Origin of the sequence: Actinacidiphila alni (assembly GCF_900112845.1) — a bacterium.
Taxonomy (GTDB): Bacteria; Actinomycetota; Actinomycetes; order Streptomycetales; family Streptomycetaceae; genus Actinacidiphila; species Actinacidiphila alni.
On the sequence record NZ_FONG01000006.1, the window covers coordinates 118,660 to 141,855 of the forward strand.

Annotated in this window: 9 protein-coding genes; 5 read left to right on the plus strand and 4 right to left on the minus strand. The window is 73.8% G+C overall.

Annotated elements, in window-relative coordinates; all coding sequences use genetic code 11:
- Positions 1-127 precede the first annotated feature (127 nt).
- Entirely contained in the window at positions 128-1,276 is a 1,149-nt protein-coding gene (locus BM076_RS12150) for a glycoside hydrolase family 43 protein (protein WP_093713655.1), read from the minus strand.
- A 305-nt stretch (positions 1,277-1,581) separates the two neighbouring features.
- On the opposite strand from BM076_RS12150, the gene uvrA reads away from it, so the two are divergent.
- Entirely contained in the window at positions 1,582-4,050 is a 2,469-nt protein-coding gene (uvrA, locus tag BM076_RS12155) for an excinuclease ABC subunit UvrA (protein WP_093713485.1), read from the plus strand.
- 260 nt (positions 4,051-4,310) lie between these two features.
- Positions 4,311-5,051, plus strand: coding sequence for an SDR family NAD(P)-dependent oxidoreductase (locus tag BM076_RS12165; RefSeq protein WP_093713486.1), 741 nt, complete (start codon positions 4,311-4,313; stop codon positions 5,049-5,051).
- Positions 5,052-5,240: 189 nt separating this feature from the next.
- On the opposite strand, the gene BM076_RS12170 is transcribed toward BM076_RS12165, so the two are convergent.
- On the minus strand, positions 5,241-6,113 hold the full coding sequence (locus tag BM076_RS12170; RefSeq protein ID WP_093713487.1) for an alpha/beta fold hydrolase: 873 nt from the start codon (positions 6,111-6,113) through the stop codon (positions 5,241-5,243).
- Between the two features lie 1,099 nt (positions 6,114-7,212).
- Here BM076_RS12170 and BM076_RS12175 point away from each other — a divergent pair.
- Complete coding sequence (locus BM076_RS12175; RefSeq protein ID WP_143120557.1) at positions 7,213-10,713, plus strand: AfsR/SARP family transcriptional regulator; 3,501 nt, start codon at positions 7,213-7,215, stop codon at positions 10,711-10,713.
- Between the two features lie 478 nt (positions 10,714-11,191).
- On the opposite strand, the gene BM076_RS36030 is transcribed toward BM076_RS12175, so the two are convergent.
- Complete coding sequence (locus BM076_RS36030) at positions 11,192-11,395, minus strand: hypothetical protein (RefSeq protein ID WP_143120558.1); 204 nt, start codon at positions 11,393-11,395, stop codon at positions 11,192-11,194.
- A 61-nt stretch (positions 11,396-11,456) separates the two neighbouring features.
- Here BM076_RS36030 and BM076_RS37980 point away from each other — a divergent pair, with 61 nt between their 5' ends.
- Positions 11,457-12,038 (plus strand): hydroxyisourate hydrolase, encoded by a 582-nt coding sequence (locus tag BM076_RS37980; protein WP_265737093.1) that lies wholly within the window; start codon positions 11,457-11,459, stop codon positions 12,036-12,038.
- A 1-nt stretch (position 12,039) separates the two neighbouring features.
- Here the strand turns inward: BM076_RS37980 and BM076_RS12185 are convergent, their stop codons facing one another.
- The gene (locus BM076_RS12185; RefSeq protein WP_093713490.1) at positions 12,040-13,446 is read right to left on the minus strand and encodes a condensation domain-containing protein; all 1,407 of its coding nucleotides are present in this window, start codon (positions 13,444-13,446) and stop codon (positions 12,040-12,042) included.
- A 737-nt stretch (positions 13,447-14,183) separates the two neighbouring features.
- Here BM076_RS12185 and BM076_RS12190 point away from each other — a divergent pair.
- Entirely contained in the window at positions 14,184-23,099 is an 8,916-nt protein-coding gene (locus BM076_RS12190; RefSeq protein ID WP_093713491.1) for a type I polyketide synthase, read from the plus strand.
- Positions 23,100-23,196 lie beyond the last annotated feature (97 nt).

Here is a 23,196-nt window from a genome sequence, read left to right on the forward strand (position 1 = left end):
TTTCCGAATGGCGTGCCGTGCCGCACACCGCACCCCCCCGCTCGTGGAGGACTTCCGGGGCGTGTGCCACCTGCTCCGGCCCCTCGGCACCGCCGCCGGAGGCTGACGAGCCGCACTGTGCCAGGGGTCACTCGAAAAACTTGAGGCCGTATCCCGTATTGCTCGTTGCGCCGGGGACGTTAGCGCGGGTGTAGGTGGTGCTGCCCCACCACACGGCTGTTCCGGTGTACCAGACGCGGTTGGACCAGGAGTAGGCGGTGCCTTTGGGCACGGCATGGAACATGGTGGGGAACCTGTTCCCGGACGGCGGACTGGAGTTGATGTCGCCGTTGGGCAGGACGAAGCTGTGGCTGCCGGGGCCGTTGACGTAAAGGGTGGGGTCCCAACCGGACATCATCGTGGCGGCGTGCGAGCCGAACAGGCAGCCGTTGGACTTGTACCAGTCCCACACGTACGTGGGGTCACCGCCGGCCCGCAGCCGCAGATCGGCCATGCAGTACTGGTCGCTCCAGCTGCCGTTGGCCGAATAGACGATGTGCAGCTGCCCGTTGGGATCCTTGATCGCGGCCGGCGCCTCGTTGATGTACGGATTGCCGACCACACGCTCCCAGCTCTCACGCGGCTGGGAAATGATGAAACGGGCACCGGTCGGCGTGGTGGGGCTGCTCATCCGGGCGAGGTAGAGATTCTGCTCGACATTGGTGTCACCCGCCCAGCCGGACCACACGAACCAGCGCTGCCCGTTGAAAGTGAAGAGATTACCGTCGATGGCCCACTTGTCGTCCGGCAGCGCCAGCTTGACGGCGGCACCGTAACCACTGTCGGCGCTGGCCGAACTGATCACATACATACGGTGGGCCGCACCGGTACCGGCCGTGAAGTAGATGTAGTAACGGCCGCCGTCGACCACGATCTCCGGCGCCCACACCTCCCCCCGCCCCGCCGTGTCCGACCAGACCTTCTTCGCAGTCGCGGACGCCACTCCGCTCAGGGTCGACGACTGCCGCACGATGATGCCGCCCTGTGCGGACTTCACGGCGATATAGGTGGTTCCGACCTTGATCACACTGGGATCCGCGCCTTTGACGCCGGTCGAACTCTGCGGGACGGCCACGTGCGCACTCTGCGGGACGGCCACATGCGCAGCCGGGGGCGTCGCCCGGGCGGCATCCGGCAGTGCGAGTGACAGCGGGACGGCGCATGCGCCGACCAGGGCAAGCACGCCAAATTTCAACGACTTGAAGGATTTCACGGATTCCTTCCGTTCTGGGGTCATCGCGCGCATTGGTGGTGTGCTGGGCCAACGTCGGAAACTGCGCACATCCGGAAGGGCGCCGGAGCTGCGAGAAACCGCGTGACGCCGGACGGCGCCAACCAGCATGCGCGAGGCGGTCAACACCCCACAAGAGCGCCGTCATTCATGAACGCCGCCCGGATTCCCGCTGTCGAATCCGCGGGAGGCCGGCGGGACTCCGGCCGGCCCCGTGGACGGCGCGGAGCTTCGCGCCCGTATGCCGCCGCCGGCGGACTAACCGTCGGCGCCGCCGCGCGGATCCCGGCGCGATGAGGTAGTCAGGAAAGGTGAGCAAGGAATCGATCGACGCCTTCGTACGTGTCCGGGGCGCCACTGAGAACAATCTGCGGAACGTCGACGTCGACGTTCCGCGGGACGCGATGGTCGCTTTCACCGGCGTCTCCGGTTCCGGAAAGTCCTCGCTCGCGTTCGGCACCCTCTACGCGGAGGCCCAGCGGCGCTACTTCGAGTCCGTGGCCCCCTACGCCCGGCGGCTGCTGCAACAGGTCGGCGCGCCGCACGTCCAGGAGATCACCGGACTGCCGCCCGCCGTGGCCCTGCAGCAGCGACGCGGGTCGCCCGGCTCGCGCTCGACGGTCGGCACCCTCACCACGCTGTCCAATCTGCTGCGCATGCTGTACTCCCGGGCCGGCACCTATCCGCCCGGGGCCGACCGGCTGGAGGCCGAGTCGTTCTCGCCCAACACCGCGGCCGGCGCCTGCCCGCGCTGCCACGGGCTGGGCGTCGTGCACGACGTCACCGAGGACCTGCTCGTCCCCGACCCGTCGCTGAGCATCCGCGAGGGGGCGATCGCCGCCTGGCCGGGCGCCTGGCAGGGCGCCAACCTCCGCAGTGTGGTGAGCGGCCTCGGGATCGACATCGACCGGCCGTGGCGCAGGCTCAGGAAGAAGGACCGGGACTGGCTGCTGTACACCGACGAGCAGCCCTCGGTGTACATCGAGCCGGAGGAGGACCGCGTCGACCACGGCTACCAGGGCAGATTCTGGAGCGCCCGCAAGCACGTCATGCACGTCCTGGCCGACTCCAGGAGCGAGAGGATGCGCGAACGGGCGCTCCGGTTCGTCAGGAGTGTGCCCTGCCCGGTGTGCCGGGGCAGCGGGCTGCGGCCCGAAGCCCTGGCCGTGACCTTCGCCGGACGCTCCATCGCGGAGATCAACGCGATGCCGCTCACCGAGGTGGCGGCGCTGCTCCGGCCCGTCGCGGAGCGGTCCGAGGCCGACGCCGCCACGTCGACCGCCCGGTCCGGGGAGACGACCGAGGTCGCGGTCCGGATCTGCGGCGACCTGGTGGCGCGGACCGACGTCCTGCTCGACCTGGGTCTGGGCTATCTCGGCCTCGGGCGCCGCTCGACGACCCTGTCGCCGGGCGAGGCGCAACGCCTGCGGATCGCCACCCAGCTGCGCTCGGGGCTGTTCGGCGTCGTGTACGTCCTCGACGAACCCTCCGCGGGCCTGCACCCGGCCGACGCGGAGCCGCTGCTGGACGTGCTGGACCGCCTGAAGGCGGTGGGCAACTCGCTGTTCGTCGTGGAGCACGACATGGACGTCGTACGGCGGGCGGACTGGGTGGTCGACATCGGGCCGGGCGCGGGCGAGGGCGGCGGACGCGTGCTGTACAGCGGTCCGGTAGCCGGTCTGGAGCGGGTCGGGGAATCCGCGACGGGCCGGTACCTGTTCGGACGCGCCCGGCCGCCCGAGCACCGCCCGCGCACCCCGTACGGCTGGCTGCGCCTGCGCGGCGTCTCGCGGCACAATCTGCGCGACGTGTCCGTGGAGGTGCCGCTCCGTGTGCTGACGGCCGTGACGGGTGTGTCGGGTTCCGGGAAGTCGACGCTGGTGACGCAGGTGCTGGCCGAGGTCGTCCGCGGCCGCTTGGGGCTCGCGCCCGAGGAGCCCGACGAGGCGCGGCTGGAGGTCGACGTCCAGGACGCGTCGGGAGTCGAGTCGTTCGACCGGCTGGTCCGCGTCGACCAGCGGCCCATCGGCCGGACGCCCCGGTCGAACCTGGCCACGTACACGGGGATGTTCGACGCGGTGCGCAAACTGTACGCGGCGACGGACGCGGCCGGGGCGCTTGGCTACTCGGCCGGGCGATTCTCCTTCAACGTGCCGGAAGGGCGGTGCGAGACCTGCCAGGGCGAGGGTTTCGTCGCGGTGGAACTGCTGTTCCTGCCCGGCACCTACGCCCCCTGCCCGACCTGCCGGGGCGCCCGGTACAACGCCGAGACGCTGGAGGTCACCTACCGGGGCAAGAACATCGCCGAGGTGCTCGCCATGTCCGTCGACACCGCCGCCGCGTTCCTGTCCGGCGTTCCGGCCGCCTCCCGAAGTCTGGAGACGCTGCGCGAGGTCGGACTGGGGTATCTGCGTCTGGGCCAGCCCGCCACGGAACTCAGCGGTGGCGAGGCGCAACGCATCAAACTGGCCACCGAGCTGCAGCGGGCCCGCCGCGGGCACGCGCTCTACCTGCTCGACGAGCCCACGGCGGGGCTGCACCCCGCGGACATCGCCCTGCTGCTGCGCCAGCTCCACCGCCTCGTCGACGCCGGCAACACCGTTGTCCTCGTCGAGCACGACCTCGACACGATCGCCACCGCCGACTGGGTCATCGACCTCGGGCCGGGCGGCGGTGACGCGGGCGGCCGGGTGGTCGCGGCGGGCCGGCCGGCCGAGGTGGCGAAATCCCGCCGCAGCACCACCGCGCCCTACCTCGCGGCCCGCCTGGCCCGCTCCTGACGCCGGCGTGGCGGACGGACCCGGCTCACGCTGCCGGGCGCCCCGCCCGGGGTCGATCGGCGTTCAGCAGTCCGCTTCGCCCGGTGCGAGCGACTCGCGCGGGGCGGTTGTGGCAACGCGGGACAGCAGGGCTCGCAGGTGGAGAGGGCGACCTGGACGAGGTAGCCACGGGCTCCACCGGAGAGGGCGACCAGGACAAGGTGCCGCGGGCTCCGCCGGGCAGGTCGGCGACAGATTCGGTGGCGACGGGGCGGAATGCGGTGGAGACCGGGCGGATCGCCCACCCCAGGTCCGGAGCGACCTCGGGCATCGGCAGGGCCGTCGCACGGAATCTCGCCCGGCAGGGCGCGGAGGTCGTGCTGCACGGACGTGACCGGGCCCGTGGCGAGGCCCTGGTGAAGGAGATCGCCGCCGAGGGCGGCACCGCGCGCTTCGTCGCCGCCGACCTCACCGACGCCGAGGACACGCTGCGCCTGGCCGCCGAGGCGGGACCCGTCGACATCCTGGTCAACAACGCGGGCCTGTTCGAGTTCACGCCGACCGCGCTGACCGACGCGGCGAGTTTCGACCGGCACATCGCGGTCAACACCCGCGCCCCGTTCCTGCTGGCCGGCGCGCTGGCGCCGGGCATGGCCGAGCGCGGCCACGGTTCGATCGTGATCGTCGGCTCCAGCGCCGCCCGGCTCCCCGCGCCGGTCGGTGCCGCCTACGGCGCCTCCAAGGCAGGTGCGGAGGTCCTCACCCGTTACTGGGCCACCGAGTTCGGCCCGGCCGGTGTGCGCGTCAACACCGTCTCCCCCGGCCCTGTCGTCACCGAAGGCTCCAAGGCGATGCTCGGCGAGAACATCGGCCTGATGGACGGCTCCAACGCCCGCGGCAAGGCCGGAACGCCCGAGGAGATCGCCGAGGTCGTCTCGTTCCTGGCCGGCCCGGCCAGCTCCTACGTCAACGGTGCGGTCCTGTTCGCCGACGGCGGCGAACGCAGCGCCCTTCCCTCCTGAGGACAGCCGCCGTGGGCGCATTCGTCATCGGCGCCGCCGGGTTCTGCCGTTCGCGGTCGTCCCGTTCCCCGGCGGCCGGCGCGACCGTCGGCCGTGAACAGGACCGTCACCTTGTCCATCGGTCGGCTGCGCCGGTACCGACCCGGCCCGGTGGCCGGCGCGACCCCGCACGCGGGCGCCGGGAACGCGTCAGGCCAGGTGCCCGGTCAACTCGGCCACGATGCCGTCGAACGCGTTGAGCATCAGCGAAAGGTGGCCCTCGGTCGGCTCGAGTTGGACGGTGGCACCGGGCAACCGGCTCGCCAGCCAGCGGCCGTGGGCGTAAGGCACCATCCGGTCCTCGGCGCCCTGCCAGACCGAAACCGGAGGCTCGACGGCGCCGAGATCGAAGCCCCAGTCGCCGACGAAGGCCAGGTCGTCGTCGCGCCAGCCGGCGATTCCGCTGGACACGGCCGCCCGGAACATCGCCGCCGTGTACTCGGCGAACTCGTCGGTGAGCGCCTCGCGGTCCACGTCGGACACCAGATCGCCCAACGCGGCCGCGATCTGGCCGGCTTGCACCTCGGCCAGGCCGGGGACCTGAGCGTTCAGGAAGGCGGTCAGAGGCCCCTCGCCGGCCGCGGCCGCACCGAACTCCTCGATGTTCTCCGCGCCCATGCCGCCCAGCCAGTCGAGGCCCTCGGCGCCGTGCGGGGCGACACCGGCCACCGTGGCGGCGGCGAGGCACCGTCCGGGCAGCAGCGCCGCGCAGGCCAGGGCGTGCGGGCCGCCGCCGGACCAGCCGACGGTCAGGAACCGGTCGGCGCCCAACTCGTCCAGGACGGCGGCGACATCGACGGCCACCGCGGCGACCGTACGGCCGGGCTGCGGCGACGAACCGGCGTATCCGGGCCGGCTGTGGACCACGACCCGCAGCCCATGCCGCACAGCGGTCGCGACCATCGGCTCGAAGAGCACCGCCGCGGACGGCGTGCCGTTGTGGAGCACCAGGGGTGTGCCGTCCGCGGGACCGGCCACCACGTATTCCAGCGTCCGGCCGTCGTCGAGGTGGAGGTTCGTCATAGGGACGAACCTACGTCAGAAACGCGCAGACCCGCCGGGGGCGGGCTCCCCCGGCACACCGCCCAGCGCGTCACGGCGGGTCGCCCTCGTCGACCTTGCGAGAGTGTCGGGGCTCCCGGCGGATCGGGCCGCCGGGAGGGTGTTGCCGGGCGGCACGGGAACCCCGCCGCACTGCCACTCGGGGCCGGTATTCGGCGATGTCGTCCACTACCGGGCGGGGAACAACCGGGACGGCATTCCGGTGCGCTTCGTGGCGATCATGATGTACGGGCATGATGTGCGGGACGGCAGGCCGGCGCTCCTTTTCGTGGACGACGGCGAACCGCGCGAGCGGCGGCGTCCGCGGGTACCGCGCCCCGCGAACGCCCGCTTCCGAGGCGTACGGACGGGACGGGCGCGCGGCGAACGGGACCGGAGCATATGCCGAATAGGCGCGATTGCCGAAGAGCACTGTCCGATTGTGAACACTCGGTAAAGGATCATTTCGGAAAACCCGCGCGGGATTCCGCGCGAAGAAGCCGGTAACTGAAATTTCATCGGCATCCGGGTGTCCACAGCACTCATCCGGGGGCGGAAAATTGGCGGTTTGCCGTGGTGGGGGCGGGGTTGCGGCCGGAGAACGGCGGAGTGCGCGGCGGCGGACGGGCCGCCCCAAGGGGGACATAACCGATTTGTGTCCGCCGGGTCACCGCGCGTAGCGAAATGGCGGCCGAGGCGGCCGCACGGGCGGATGCGGCGAGGCGGGACGGGGCGGAAGCAGGCGGGACACCAACGGTCGGTACGCGGGCGGTGACTGTCACGAGAGGGCCGCCGCCGCCGGGAGAGTGACACGCTCACGTCACACCCGCCTCACTCGCCTCATTACTTCTCCCGATAATCAGCGGTACACGCTTTGACCGTCTTGATTTGTGGTGCGCAATCAATCAGAATTCGTCCAATTGAGCAGCGCCGAGGGTAACTAATAGAGGCCGCACCACCGACCAGGGCCTCGTACGGCGGAGCATCGGACTCGTCCGCTCCGCTACGGATAGTAGTCGGGGGTAAACCGTTGGAGTTCTGCATACTCGGGCACCTAGAAGTCTCTGCGAACGGGCGCCCGGTGCAGCTCGGCGGTGCGCGGGAGCGGACTGTCCTGGCGATGCTGCTGCTGGAGGCCGGGCATGTGATCCCGGTGGAGCGCCTCATCGACGCGGTGTGGGGCGACGACCCGCCGGCCACCTCGCGCGGGCAGATCCAGATCTGCATCTCCAACCTGCGGCGCCGGATCCTGGCCGGTGGCGGCGAGGACCTGATCGAGACCCGCAGGCCCGGCTATCTGCTGCGGGTACCGGCCGGGACGCTGGATCTGCACCGCTTCGAGACGGAGGTGCTGGAGGGTCAGGCCGCGCTCGCGGCCGGTGATCCGGCGGGATCCGCACGGATTCTGCGCGAGGCGCTCCACCTGTGGCGCGGACCCGCGCTCGCCGATGTGGACAGCACCCTTGTCCAGCAGGGCGTGGGCCGGCTCAACGAGCGGCGGCTCGCGGTGCTCGGCGAAAGTCTGAAGTCCGGTCTGATCGCGGGTGAACAGCACCGGCTGATCGGTGAGTTGACATCGCTGACGGCCGAGTATCCGCTGCACGAGCACTTCAGGGCGCTGCTGATGATCGCGCTCTACTCCGCCGGCCGGCAGGCGGAGGCGCTGGACGCGTACCGCAAGGTGCGCGAGGTACTCCAGAGCGAACTGGGCATCGACCCGGGCACCGAACTGCGCAATCTGCACCGGGCGATGCTGGCAGGAACGTTTTCGCTGCCGGGCGCGAGCCCCGATACGACGACGTCCCCGGCCACGTCACCGTCGTCCGCACCGTCGTCGGCCGCGTCGCCGTCCTCGGCCGCGGCACCAGGAACGCACGCGGCCCCCGGCCGGGACGACGGCGGCCGGAGTCACGACGAGCACGGCCGCGACGACCGGTACGGCGGCGAATACGGCGGTGCGCCCGGTGGTGCGCTCGGCGGTGAGTACGCCGACGGCTACGGGGACGGTTACGGCGACCGGGACCATCGCCGCCGGGCCGACCGGGACCGGGATCCGTACCAGGGCCGCGAGCCGGAGCGGGACCACGGTGCCGAAAGTCCCGCCGGGGACGCCGGGTCCGGCCGGCCCCGTACGGCCCACGCCGCGCCCGGGAGCGCCGCCGACGCCATGTCGGGACCGCCCGCGCCACAGCAGCCGCAGCACCACACCCCGGCGGAGGAGCCCAAGCGCCGCGCCCCGAGCCTGCTGCCCGCCGACATCCCCGACTTCACCAGCAGATCCGAGACCGTGGACGCCATCGTGCGCCAGGTCGGCGCCGGCGACGAACGGCTGCCGGGCGACCAGGCGGTACGGGTCTGCGTGATCGTCGGCCAGGGCGGCGCGGGCAAGACGACGCTCGCGGTGCATGTCGCGCACCTGCTCACCCCGGACTTCCCCGACGGCCGGCTCTTCGCGCATCTGCGGGTCGGCGACCGCCCGGCGAATCCGTCCGACATCCTGGAGCGCTTCCTGCGTGCGCTCGGCGTCGTCGGCCCGAGCCTGCCCAAGTCGCTGGAGGAACGCGCAGAACTCTTCCGGGACCTGGTCAGCGGGCGGCGCGTCCTGGTCGTGCTGGACGACGCCATGACGGAGCGTCAGGTCGGCTGGCTGCTGCCGGGCAGCGCCGACTGCTCGGTGATCGTCACCAGCCGGCAGCGGCTCACCGGGCTGCCGAGCGCCGGCCGGGTGGAGATCGGCGCGCTCAGCGAGCGCGGCGCCGCGGCGCTGCTCGCGCGCTACATCGGCGAGGACCGGGTGGTCGCGGAGGCCGAGAGCGTCGCCGAACTCTCCCAGCTGTGCGGCCGGTTGCCGCTGGCGTTACGGATCTGCGCGGCGCGGCTGGCGGCCCGCCCGCACTGGAGCGTCGCCGACCTCGTGGACCGGCTGCTGGACGAGTCCCGCAGGCTGGACGAGCTGAACCACGGCGAGATGCAGGTCAGGGCCAGCATCTCGCTGACGTACGACAGCCTGCCGGACGACGCCCGGCTGCTCTTCCGCCGGCTCGCGCTGCTCGACGTGCCCAACTTCGCGGCCTGGGTGGGCTCTCCGCTGCTCCAGGTCGATGTACTGCGCGCGCAGGAGGCGCTCGAAGTGCTGGCCGAGGCGTATCTGATCGACGCCACGCCGGGGCCGGGCGGCCATGTCCGCTACAGCTTCCACGACATCATGCGGCCGTTCGCGCAGGAACGGCTGGCGGAGGAGAGTTCGGAGGAGCGGCTGGGCGCGCTGGAGCGGTGGCTGGGCGCGATGCTGTCGCTGACCGGTGAGGCGCACCGCCGCGAATACGCGGGCGGTTTCCTGGAACGGCGCAGCCCGGCGAGCCGTTGGCGGCTGCCGGACCGGCTGGTCGACCGGCTGCTGTCCGACCCGCTGTCCTGGTACGAGCAGGAGCGCACCTCGATCGTGTCGGCGGTGCGGCAGGCGTCGGCGGCCGGTCTTGTCGAGCACTGCTGGGACCTGGCGCTCAGTTCCGTCACGCTCTTCGAGGCGCATTCGTACTTCGGCAACTGGCGCGAGACGCACGAGATCGCGCTGAAGGCGTCCTGCCGGGCGGGCGACCGGCACGGCGAGGCGGCGATGCGCTATTCGCTGGGCTCGCTGCACATGTTCGAGCAGAGCACGGACCCGGCGATGCGGCAGTTCGAGCGGGCGCACGCGCTCTATCTCGAACTCGGCGACGAGCACGGCGCGGCGCTCGTGCTGCGCAACATGGCCTACCTGGACCGGCTGACCGGTGACATCGCCTCGGCGCAGCGGCGCTGGGAGGAGGCGCTCGGTGCCCTCCAGGTCGCGGGCGATCGCATCGCCGAGGCGCATGTGCTGCACAACATGGCGCAGGTGCACGTCGACTGCGGTGAGACGGCCACCGCGCTGCGGCTGCTGGAGCGCGCCGAGGCGATCTGCCGCGAGGTCGGCAACCGCCGGGTGACCGCGCAGGTGCAGAACCGGCTGGGCGCGCTGCATCTGCGCGCGGGCCGGCTCGACGACGCGTACGCCGCCTACACCAGCGTGCTGGACAGTGTCCGCGCGACGGGCGACCGGGTCGGCGAGTGCTATGCGATGCTCGGTCTCGCGACGGTCGACCTGCGGCGCGGCGAACCGGGCGCGGCGCGGGCGATGCTCACCGAGGCGCTGGAGCTGGCGGTGGGCGCCGGGGCGCGGATGGTGGAGAGCCGGATCGCGCTGGCGCTCGGCGAGGCACTGCTCACCTCGGACCTGGACGCGGCGCCGGAGTACGTGGAGCGCGCGCTCACCGGTTTCGAGGCGATCGGCGCGACGCTGGACAAGGCGCGCGCGCTGGTGCTGCGCGGCCGGGTGCACGCGGCGGCGGGCGACGCGCGGGGCGCCAAGGACGACTGGCAGGCCGCGGCCGGGATGCTCTCCGGGCTGCGGACGGAAAAGGGCGGCGTGGCGCTGGTCGAGGAGGTCCGCCGGCTGCTCGGCACACTGGCCGACGGGGGTGCGGCGGGCGTGACGGCGCCTGACCGGCTGATGGTGGAAGCGGCCGGATCGGTGGACGTGGCAGGCGCGGAACTGCTCTAGCCGATGGCCGGTTGGCCCGCCACCTGCGGTAACCACCTCATCCCGTAAGGGAGTTGGTGCGCGGGCGTGGGCGTACGGCTGTGGCGTGTCGACGTACGGGGGATGCGCTCCCGGCGCGCTGCGCCCCGGCAGGGGTGGCCTGCCGGGTCGGCGCTGTCTCCGGTCGGCACGTAGCTGCCCGCCGACCGGGCGTCGTGGAGCGGGAGTTGCCCAGGCGCGGGCAGGATTCGCCGGAGTTTCCGGGTGCGCGGGAGCCGCGGGCATGCGATGCCCGGTGCGCGGAACACGGGGGTGGTGCCGGATCTCCGACGGAGTGGAACACCCGATAACACGGGTTTCGGGAAGCGACGTCTCGCCGGGACGGGCCGGGCGCCGTACGAAAGGGGCTCATCCGGCCGACCGAGCGGCGGTCGTCGTCAGGTGCTGCGGGGTGGTGCGGTGCTGCGGGTCCTGCGGCGGTGCGCGGTGGTGCGGGAGGTCAGTCCCAGATGGTGTTGTCGGTGGAGACGGTGGGCGTCGGGGTCGGGGCGGCGGCCGGGTTGGTGCCGTCGACCCGCACGACCGCGGTGTGGTGCTGGGTCGGCGTGCTGTCCGCGGAGGCGACCGCGACGGTGACACCGCCGGCGACGGCGACGAGCAGGGCGGCGGCGGTGATGCTGCTGCGGAAGGCGCGAACCGTCATGATGCCATCTCCAAGTCTGGGGTGGCCGCCGGTCGTTGTGTCCGTCGGCCTCGATGACTTCATGGTTCGGTGGACCGCTTTCGGTCCGTCCTCGCCCGGCTATCACGTCCGCTATCGCGCCGCTCTCGCCGGCCGGCCGCGGGGCGGCGCAGGTCATGGCTTCGACGACGCCCTCTCGTCCCGCCATCGTTCCGCTATCGTCCGGGCCGCGTGGACCGATGGCCGGACGATAGGGCCCTCCCCCACCGTCGTGGGCACCGACGCGCGCCCGCCGCCAAGGGGCGCGTCCCGAACACCGAGGCAGGACCCCGTGAGTCTTAGCGTGCACATCGTGGACAGTGCGTTCGGCGTACCGGCCGCGGACGTCGATGTCCAGCTGCGCCACGCCACCGGGGACGACTGGCGCGAGCTGGTCCGCGGCCGTACCGGCGCCGACGGCCGGCTGGCCGTGCTCGGCGACCGGGACGTCCCGCCCGGCGTCTACCAGGTGATCTGCGACCTGGACGCGTACTACGCCGCCCTCGGCGCGCTGCCCCTGAACCCCAGGGCCGTCGTCGAATTCCGGGTGAGCGAGTCCGACGCCGACATGCATCTGTCGATCGTCGTGTCCGCGCACTCCTTCATGAGCTATCGCGCCGCCTGAATCAGCCCTGCGCCAGGGCAGGTTCGCGCGGGAAGAGGCTCACCTCCAGTTCCGCGCCGCCGCCGTCGGCCGCGTCCGCCGCATCCGCCGCGTCCTCCAGGAGTCGGCCGACCGTGCCGTCGGGTGCGGTGACCGCGCGCCGCGCCCCGAGGACGACGGTCCGCAGGACGGCCCCGATCTCCCGCTCGCCGAGCAGATCGGGGTCGGCCCGTACGGTCAGCTCCACCCAGTTGGCGCCGTCGCCGTTGACCCGGAGATAGAACGGGTGGCCGGCGTTGCGGGCCGGCGGCGTCCACGTCAGCGTCGCATCGGGCGCCTCCTCAAGGGATGTTGACGGTACGTCAGGGCCCGCGGCGGGCTCCGTCACGTAGTTGAACCAGCAGTCGTGGACGAAGAGCGAGCCGTCCTCGCCGGGCGCTTCGGCCGCGAGCCGCTCGACGGCGTCCACGTCGTAGCTGCCGTGCCGGTAGGCGAGCAGCGAGCCGAGGTGGGTGCGCTTGAGGAAGCCGGACAGCGGCGCGTCCAGGTCCACCGAACACACCAGTGGGATCAGCTGGTTCATGGTGCTGACGATGGACTGCCAGCGCGGGTCGAAGCGGTTGGCGCACATCAGGCTCAGGGTGATCCGGCGGCGCGCCAGCACCCCGGACAGGGCCGCGCCGGTCAGCGCGGTCAGCACGCTCTGCGGCGAGACGCGGTGCAGGGCGGCGGCCTCCCCGACCAGCACGGCCAGCCGGTGCGAGCGCAGGGTCGCCTGGACGCGGCGTTCGTCGGGGCGCGGCGGGAGCGCGGGCAGATTGCTCAGTGGGCCGCCCGTGAGCAGCTTCTTCCAGTACTTCTCGGCGCCGCGGCGGTGGGCCGCCCATGCCTCGCCGTGCTGGAGTCCGGCCAGTTCCCGCGGCGCGGCGCCCGGGCCGCGGCCGTCGCCGGCCGCCGCTCCGGACGCCAACTCCACCAGCTGCGACTGGAGTTCACGGATCGCCCAGACGTCCACGACCATGTGGGACATCGACACGGCCAGATAGCGGGGCCGGCCCGCGGCGCTCATCAGTGTGGCGTGCCAGCCGGGATCGCCGACGACGGGAAAGGCCCGCGCGTACAGCTCGCGCAGCACCCGGGCGCCGTCCTCGGCCGTCACCGACGGCAGGTCGAGGCGCTCAAGACGGACCGGCACGTCGGGGTGGACGCGCTGGAAGGGCAGCCCGTCGGCGCCGATGTGGAAGGTCGTGCGCAGGCTTTCGTGCCGCCGCACCAGGACGCGCAGCGCGTTGTCGATCGCGGCGGCGTCCAGGCCCGTGACGTCCCACAGCGCGGGGACATTGACCTCCATCAGCCGGTCGGCGGCGAAGGTCTCGATCGAGCGCCAGGTCGACAACTGGCCGAAGGTGAGCGGGGCGTCGACGGGCATGGTCCCTCCGTGACATCGGGTGGGGCGGAGTGAGGTGGCGAGGTGGCGGCGCGTGATGTGACGTGCCGGTGCCGGACGTGCCGGTGCCGGACGTGACGTGGTGGCACGTCGCGGTGGTATGTGGCGGGTGGCCCGCGCCGCACCCGTCGACGTACGGGGGGAAGGGGCGACGGGCGCGGCGCGTGGACGTGACGGCTCAGCGGCAGACGGTGCCGCGGGCGTGGCTGACGGCCGTGCAGACCACACGGGTGCAGGACTCCCGCGTACAGACCACCTTGCGCATACGTGTCACCTCCTCCCGTACTCCTCGGTCCGGGGTTTTCCCGGTGCCGGCCGCATACTCCCGGGCCGCACCGGACTCCGTGTCCCCGGCGGCTTTTCGCCGCAGTACACACTTATCCACGGGCCGCTTCTCCTTGTCCATACGCGCGCGTTGGCATCAAGTTCCGGGTATTCCCTGCCACCGCGTACGGGCCGAAGTTCCTTGACCCGGAAGGTGCGCGGGGGCCACGCTTCTGCCATGCCCGCAGCAGCCGGGACCCGCTGGTGAACACCACAACGGCCGGGCCGGCGCACTGCGCGACCAGCTTTCCCGGCAGTTTTCCCGACAGCTTTCCCGTACGGCCACGGCACGCGGGAAACGAATTCCTCGGAACCGTGCACGGCAAAAGCACCACGTGACACCGAGCAATTCCCAGAAGTGCGCTCAGGAATGTCCGATCCTTGAAAGGTGGGTCATGTCCGCTTCGACTGAACGGTCTTCGGCCGCGGAGCCGGTCGCCGTCATCGGCATGTCCTGCCGGCTGCCCGGCGCACGGGACCCCGAGGAATTCTGGCGGCTGCTGAGCGAGGGCCGGGAGGCCGTCGCCGAGGCGCCGGCGGACCGGCGTCCCGCGGACGGCACCGGCCGGAACAGGCGCGGCGGATATCTCACCGATGTCGACCGTTTCGACGCGGGCTTCTTCGGGCTCTCGCCGGCCGAGGCCGCGGCGATGGACCCGCAGCAGCGGCTCGTCCTGGAGCTGGCGTGGGAGGCGATCGAGCACGCCCGGATCGTCCCGTCGGCGCTGCGCGCCACCGCGACCGGTGTCTTCATCGGCGCGATGAACGCCGACTACGTCATGGTCCACGACCGGCTCGGCGCCGCGGGCCTGAGCCGGCACAGCGTCACCGGCACCCACCGCAGCATCATCGCCAACCGGGTCTCCCACCTGCTGGAACTGCGCGGCCCCAGCCTCACCGTCGACTCCGGCCAGTCCTCGGCGCTGGTCGCCGTCCGGCTGGCCTGCGAGGAACTGCGGCGCGGCACCGTGCGGCAGGCGCTGGCCGGCGGCGTCAATCTCAATCTGCTGGCCGAGGCCGACCAGGCGCTGGAGCGGTTCGGCGCGCTGTCGCCCGACGGCCGCTGCCGCCCCTTCGACAGCCGCGCCAACGGTTATGTGAGGGGCGAGGGCGGCGGCGCCGTCCTCCTCAAGCCGCTGTCCGCCGCGCTCGCCGACGGCGACACCGTGCACTGCGTGATCCTCGGCGGCGCCGTCAACAGCGGTACGGGCGAGCATCTGACGGTGCCGGACGCCGAGGCGCAGCGCGATGTCGTCCGGCTCGCCTGCCGGGACGCGGGTGTCGCGCCCGCCGATGTCGGCTACGTCGAGCTGCACGGCACGGGGACGGCGGTCGGCGACCCGGTCGAGGCGGCCGGGCTCGGCGCCGCGCTGGAGACCGACAGCCGTACAGCGGACGGCGGTTCGCCGCTGCTGGTCGGCTCGGCCAAGACCAATGTCGGCCACCTGGAGGGCGCGGCGGGCATCGTCGGCCTGCTGAAGGTGGCGCTCGGCCTGAGCCGCGGCGCCCTGCCGGCCACCCTCAACTTCCTTGCCCCGCCCCCGGAGATCGCGGCCGGACAGCCCGGCATCAAGGTGGTCACCGAGGCCCGGCCCTGGCCGGCCTCCTCCGACGGCCGCCCGGTCGCGGGCGTCAGCGCCTTCGGCATGGGCGGCACCAACTGCCACCTGATCCTGACGACGGCGCCCAGCGCCGTATCGGCCGCCGACTCCACGCCGGACGAGGCTTCCGAGAAAGACGACGAGACCGCCGCGCCGACACCCTGGCTGGTCTCGGCCCGCACGACCGGCGCGCTCGCCGCCCAGGCGGAGAAGCTCGCCGCGCACCTGGCCGCGCGCCCCGGCGTACCGGCCCGGGACGTCGCCCTGTCCCTGCTGCGTACGCGGACGGCTTTCGAGCACCGCGCGGTCGTCCTCGGCGCGGGCCGGGACGAACTGACCGCGGGGCTCGCCGGGTTGGCTGCGGGACGGCCGGGGCGGGGCGTCGTCACCGGGCGGGTCGTGGCGGACGGCGCCGGCCTGGTCTTCCCCGGCCAGGGCTCCCAGTGGCCGGGCATGGCGCGCGAACTCCTGGACGTGCCGGGCCCGTTCGCGGACCGGATCGCCGAGTGCGCCCGCGCGCTGGCCCCGTTCGTCGACTACGACCTGCTGGACGTCGTGCGCGGCGCGCCGGGCGCGCCCGGCTTCGACCGGGTGGACGTGGTGCAGCCGGCGCTGTGGGCCGTGATGGTCTCGCTGGCGGAGGTGTGGCGCGCGGCGGGTGTCGAACCGGCCTTCGTCATGGGTCACTCGCAGGGCGAGATCGCCGCCGCGACCGTGATCGGCGCGCTCACCCTGGACGACGCCGCCCGGGTGGTGGCGCTGCGCAGCCAGGTGCTGCGGCAGGTCACCGGCGGCCGGATGCTGTCGGTGGCCGCGCCCCGCGAGGTGGTCGAGGCGCGCATCGCCGGCTACGACACGGTCAACGTCAGTGTCCTCAACAGCCCGCGCTCCACGGTGGTTTCCGGCCCGCTGGAATCGCTGATCGAGCTGGCCGCGGCCTTCGAGGGCGACGAACTGCGCACCAGCGTGGTGAAGATCGACTACGCCTCGCACTCCCCCGCCGTGGACATGATCCGCGAGCAGGTGCTCGACGTGCTCGCGCCGATCCGGCCCGTCTCCGTCGCCACCCCCTTCTACTCCTCGCTGGCCGGCGGCCGGGTCGAGGACACCGCGACGCTCGACGCCGACTTCTGGTACCGCAATCTGCGGCACGCGGTGCGCTTCTCCGACGCGACCCGCGCCGCGCTCGCCGACGGGCACGGCCTGTTCGTCGAGTGCAGCCCGCACCCGGTGCTCGGCCACGCCGTCGAGGAGACCGCCGAGGACGCCGGATACGACGCGGCGGCCGTCGGTACGCTGCGCCGCGCGGAAGGCGGCCCCGAGCAGGTGCTGCGGGCGCTGGCCGGTGCGTACGTACGGGGCGCCGCCGTCGACTGGTCGCCGCTCGCCGCGCCGGCCGGGGCCAGGACGACGGACCTGCCGACGTACGCCTTCCAGCGCGAACGGCACTGGCTCGGCGGCGGCCCGATCCTCCGCGAAGCGGCGCCCGCCGCTGCCCCGCGCACTCCCCGGGCGCCGCGCCCCGCCGCCCGTAGCGGTGGCGCCGCCCGCACCGCCGAGGCCGTACGCGCCCTGGTCACCGCGAGCGCGGCCGCGGTCCTCGGGCACGCCGACGGCACGGCGATCGACCCGCGGCGCAGCTTCAAGGACCTGGGGCTCGACTCGCAGGGCACCGTCGAGCTGCGCAACCGGCTCAAGGACGCCACCGGTCTGCGGCTGCCGACGACGCTGCTCTTCGAATTCCCGACGCCGAAGCGGCTCGCGGAGCGGCTGGCGGAGCTGACGGCGGAGGCGGGTGCGGAGGACGCTCAGGACCCCGCGGACGCTTACGCCGAGGCCGACGGCGAGTTCAGCGAGACCATCGAGGCCGCCGACACTCCCGACGCCGCCGAGAACGACAGCGCGGAACCGATCGCCATCGTCGCGATGAGCTGCCGCTACCCCGGCGGTGTCAGCACCCCCGAGGAGCTGTGGCAGCTCGTCGCGGCCGGCGGCGACGCGGTCACCGGACCGCCCACCGACCGCGGCTGGGACCTGGACGCGCTGCTCGGCGCGGGCCCCGACCGGCCCGGCGCGCTGACCACCACGGGCGGCGGATTCCTGCACGAGGCACCGGAGTTCGATGCCGCCTTCTTCGGGATCAGCCCGCGCGAGGCACTGGCCATGGACCCGCAGCAGCGGCTGCTGCTGGAAACCTCCTGGGAGGCCGTCGAGCGCGCGGGCATCGACCCGGCCACGCTCGCCGGGCAGCCGGTCGGCGTCTTCGTCGGCTCCATGGCGTCCGACTACGGCCCGCCGCTGCACCGGCCCAACGGCGGCGGCGACGGCCACCTGCTCACCGGTACGGCGCTCAGCGTCATCTCCGGCCGCATCGCGTACACCCTGGGTCTGCGCGGCCCTGCGCTGACCGTCGACACCGCCTGCTCGTCCTCGCTGGTCGCGGTGCACCTGGCGGTACGGGCGCTGCGCGGCGGCGACTGCCCGCTGGCGCTCGCCGGCGGTGTGACGGTGATGTCGACGCCCGGCAATCTGGTCGAGTTCAGCAGGCAGCACGGGCTGGCCGCCAACGGCCGGGCCAAGGCGTTCGCCGCGGACGCCGACGGCACCTCCTTCTCCGAGGGCGCCGGGGTGCTGCTGCTGGAGCGGCTCTCGGACGCCCGCCGCAACGGCCACCCCGTCCTCGCCGTCATCCGCGGCACCGCCGTCAACCAGGACGGTGCGAGCAACGGCCTGACGGCCCCGGACGGACAGGCCCAACGCGCCCTCGTACGGCAGGCGTTGGCCGACGCGCGGCTGACCGCCGACGACATCGACGCGATCGAGGCGCACGGCACCGGCACCGCGCTCGGCGACCCGGTGGAGGCCAACGCGCTCATCGACACCTACGGGGCCGCGCCGGAGGACGGCGACCCGGCCGGCACACGGCCGGTCTGGCTCGGCTCGGTCAAGACCAACATCGGGCACACGCAGGCCGCGGCCGGCGTGGCCGGTGTCATCAAGATGGTTCAGGCGCTGCGCCACGAGACGCTGCCGCGCACCCTGCACGCCGACGAGCCGACACCGCGCGCCGACTGGGACGCCGGGCGGATCAGGCTGCTGACGCGGGCGCGGGACTGGCCGCGCGGCGAGCGGGTCCGCAGGGCCGCCGTCTCCTCCTTCGGTATCAGCGGCACCAACGCGCATCTGCTGGTCGAGGAACCGGCCGCCGCCGACGTCGACATGACGAGCCGTCAGGAAACTGTGGCGGACGACCTGGTGGCGTGGCCGGTCACCGCCCGCACGCCCGAGGCGCTGCGGGAGCAGGCCGGACGGCTCGCCGGGGCGACGGACGGCCACCGCACGGCGGACGTCGCCCGCACTCTCGCCGGACGCTCGGTCTTCGAGCACCGCGCCGTCGTCCTCGGTACGGACGCCGGTGAGCTGGTCGCGGGGCTGCGCGCCCTGGCGGACGGCACGGCGGCGGACGGCACGGTGACCGGTACGGCCAGGGGCCGGGCCCGTACCGCGCTGCTCTTCACCGGGCAGGGCGGCCAGCGGCTCGGCATGGGACGCGAACTGCACGCCGCCTTCCCGGAGTTCGCCGCCGCCTACGACGAGATCTGCGCCGCCTTCGACCCCTATCTGGACCGGCCACTGCGCGATGTGCTCTGGGCGGAGCCGGACGGACCGGACGCGGTGCTGCTGGACGAGACCCGCTACACCCAGCCCGCGCTCTTCGCCTTCGAGACCGCCGCGTGGCGCCTGCTGCGTTCGCTCGGCGTCGAGGCGGACGTCGTCGCCGGGCATTCGGTCGGTGAATACGCGGCGGCCTGCGCCGCCGGGGTGTGGCGGACGGAGGACGCCGTACGGCTGGTGGCCGCGCGCGGCCGGCTGATGCAGGAACTCCCGCGCGGCGGTGCGATGTTCGCCGTCGCGGCGAGCGAGGCGGAGATCCGCGGCACGCTGGCGGAACCGGCGTACGCCGCACGGGCGGTGGGCCTGGCGGCCGTCAACGGGCCGGTCAGTTGCGTGATCTCCGGCGAGGAGGCGGCCTGCGAGGCGATCGCCCGGCAGTGGGCGGACGCCGGCCGCCGCACCAAGCGGCTGACGGTCAGTCACGCCTTCCACTCGCCGCTGATGGAGCCGATGCTCGACGCCTTCCGGCGGGAGATCGCCGCGACGGCGCTCGCCGAGCCGGACCTGCCGTACGAACCGGCGCTCGGCGCCGGGCGGTCCTGGACCGATCCCGCCTACTGGGTGGACCAGATCCGCGACGCGGTGCTCTTCGCGCCCGTGGTGGACCGGCTCGCCGGCGCGGGCACGGGCGTGCTGGTCGAGGTGGGGCCGCGGGCCGTGCTCACGCCGATGGCCCGGGAGAGCCTGGCGGGCCGGGCCGGCACCGTCGTACCGCTGGTGCGGCGCGGCCGGGACGAGCGGGAGTCGCTGCTGCGCGGGCTCGCCGAGGCGTTCACCGCCGGTGCGGCCGTGGACTGGGCGGCGACCGCCCCGGGCGGCGCGCGGGTCGAGCTGCCCACCTACGCCTTCGACCGGCGGCGCTTCTGGCTCACCGACGGCGAGGCGGACGGCGCCGGGACGACGGCCCGCGGTTCGCTGCTGCGCCGCGCGACCGCCGTGGCCGCCGACGGTGGCCAACTGCTCGGCGGGCGGCTGTCGTTGCGCTCCACGCCGTGGCTGGCCGATCACGCCATCGGCGGCACGGCTGTGGTGCCCGGCACGGCCTTCGTCGAGTGCGCGCTCCAGGCCGCCGAGCTGGCCGGTGCCGACGCGGTCGGCGGGCTGACGCTGCTCGCGCCGCTCGCGCTGCCGCCGCTGGGCGCGGTGGAGGTCCAGGTCGCGGTCGGCGGCGAGGACGCGGACGGGCGGCGCGCGCTGACCGTGCACGCCAGGCCCGCCGACGACGCGGACGCGCCGTGGACGGCGCACGCCACCGGTCACACCACGGCCGCCGCCGAGGACACGGCGGACGGCGGCTGGGCCGCCGTCTGGCCGCCCGCCGGCGCCGAGGCGGTCGACCTCACCGACCTCTACGGGCGGCTCGCCGCCGCCGGTTACGGCTACGGTCCCGCCTTCCAGGGCCTGGCCGGGGCGTGGCGCGCGGACGGCGACCTCTACGCCGAGGTGCGGCTGCCCGAGCACGTACGGCAGGCCGCCGGGGACTTCGCCGTCCACCCCGCGCTGCTGGACGCGGCCCTGCACATCCTCGTCCTGGACGCCCAGGACACGCCCGGCGGTGGCCGTCCGGTCCCCTTCTCCTTCACCGGCGCCGCCGTGACCGCCACCGGGGCGGACGCCCTGCGCGTACGGCTGACGGCGGCGGACGCGCCCGGCGACGGCGTACGGCTCGCGCTCGCCGACACCACCGGCCGCCCGGTCGGCGAGGTCACCGTCGCCCTGCGCAACGCCCCGGAGGGCTTCGGCCTCCCGACCTCCCCCGCCGACACCGGCCTCTACGACCTGACCTGGCACCCCGCCGGCCTCGCCCCGTCTCCCTCGGACGACACCCCCTGGGCAGTCCTCGGCACGGGCCCGACCGCCGAAGCGGTCACCACATCCCTCCGCACCACCGGCCGCCCCACGACCCTCCTCCCCGACCTGCGGTCCGCCACCCCGGCCCCGGCGGTCCTGGTCGTGCCGACCCCGGAGGCGTCGGGCTCCGCGCCCGCGCCGAACAGCGACGGCACCCGGCCCGCTCCCGACGGCGCCACAGCCGCCGGCCTGACCCCCCAGGGCCCCACGCCCACGTCGACCGAGATCGGCGACCAGGCCGCGTCCGGCGGATCGGCGACCATGCCGACCCCGGCGGCGACCGACAGCGCGCCCGCACGGCGGGCGGACGGCGGCGAGATCGGCGACGTGCCGGACGCCGTGCGTCATGTGCTGCTGGGGGCGCTGGAGTTGATCCGGCGCCGCGCCACCGATCCGGCGCTGGCCGGGACGCGGGTGCTGTTCCTCGCCGACCCCGACACGCTGACCGGCGGCGCCCTGTGGGGGCTGGTCAGGTCGGCCCAGACCGAACACCCCGACGCTTTCGCGCTGTCGGACGCCACCGGTACCGACGCGGCCGAATGGCCGCTGCTGGCAACGGCGTTGGCCCACGACGAACCCCAGTCGGCGGTCCGCGACGGCGCCCTGCTCCTCCCCCGCCTCACGGTCCGCGCGGCGGACCCGGCCACCGGCGCGGCCGACGACGCCCCCCTCCCCGGCGGCTCCCGGCCCGCCGACGCCCACGCCCACGCCACCGATCCGGCCCACCCCGCACCCGCGCGAGCAAACGCCACCGACGCCCGGGACACCCGGCCCGGGGGCCGCCGCCTCGGTGACGGCACCGTCCTGATCACCGGTGGGACCGGCGGTCTCGGCGGGCGGCTGGCCGCGCATCTGGTCGCGCGGCACGGGGTGCGGGATCTGCTGCTGGTGTCGCGGCGCGGCCCGGCCGCGGAGGGCGCCTGGGAACTGGCCGCCGGGCTGGAAGCCGCCGGAGCCAGGGTCCGGGTCGCCGCGTGCGACGTGGGCGACCGGGCGGCGCTGACGGCGCTGCTCGCCTCGGTGCCGGCGGACCGGCCGCTGACCGGGGTCGTGCACACCGCCGGTGTGCTCAAGGACGGTGTGGCCGCGCAGTTGGACGGCGATCGGCTGGCGGCGGTGCTGCGGCCGAAGGCCGACGCGGCCTGGCTGCTGCACGAACTGACCGCGGACCTCCCGCTGGCCGCCTTCGTGCTCTACTCCTCCGTCGCCGGGGTGCTCGGCACGGCGGGCCAGGCGGGGTACGCCGCCGCCAACGGCTTCCTCGACGCACTGGCCGCGCACCGCAGGGCGGCGGGGCTGCCCGCGACTTCGGTGGCGTGGGGCCTGTGGTCCGACGAGGCCGGGATGGCCACCGCCCTCACGGCGGTGGACCAGGCGCGGCTCGCCCGGATCGGCACCCTGCCGCTGGACCAGGAGCACGGACTCGCCCTGTTCGACGCGGCGTTGGCCGCTGATCCGGCCGACGGCCGTACGGTGGCGGCCCGTTGGGACCTGGCGGGGCTGCGGTCCCGCGCCGCGTCCGGCGCCGCCGCCGTACCGCCGCTGCTGCGCGGCCTGGTGCCGGCGCCGCGCCCGGCCCGTGCCAGGACGGCGAAGGCCGCGAGCATCACCGCACAGACCGCGACCCCCGCCGCCGGCGGCATCGCCGAGCGCCTCGCGGGCCTGGACCCGGACGCGGCGCACGCCGTGCTGGTCGACCTCGTACGGGACCGCGCGGCCGTCGTCCTCGGCCACGACCGGGCCGACCGGATCGAGACCGACCGCCCCTTCACCGAGCTGGGCTTCGACTCGCTGGCCGCCGTGGAGCTCCAGGAGGGCCTGGGCAGGCTGACCGGCATCCCGCTCCCGGCGACCCTCACCTTCGACCACCCGACCGTCGACGACGTGGCCGCCCGGCTCGCCGTCGACCTGGCGCCCGCCGTTCCGGCCGCCGCCGTACCGGACACCGGCCGGCCCTGGGACGCCCTGGACTCGGCGCTGTCCGCCCTGCTCGACGGCGCCGACCGGGAGACCCCGGCCGACCTGACCCGTACCGAGGAGCTGCTGCACGCGGCACTGCGCCGCCTGCACGAGAGCGGCCGTACCACCGGCTCCGACCGGCCGCAGAGCGCGGCACTCCCCGACGGCGGCCTGGAAACGGTCTCCGACGAGGACCTCTTCGACTTCATCGACAACCAACTCTGAGCCCGGTAACGGCCCCCCGATCCCCACTCCCGCCTCCGGCATTCGCGACGACGACTTCTCGTACTGAAGGGACACGGCTATGGCAAGCGAAGAGCGG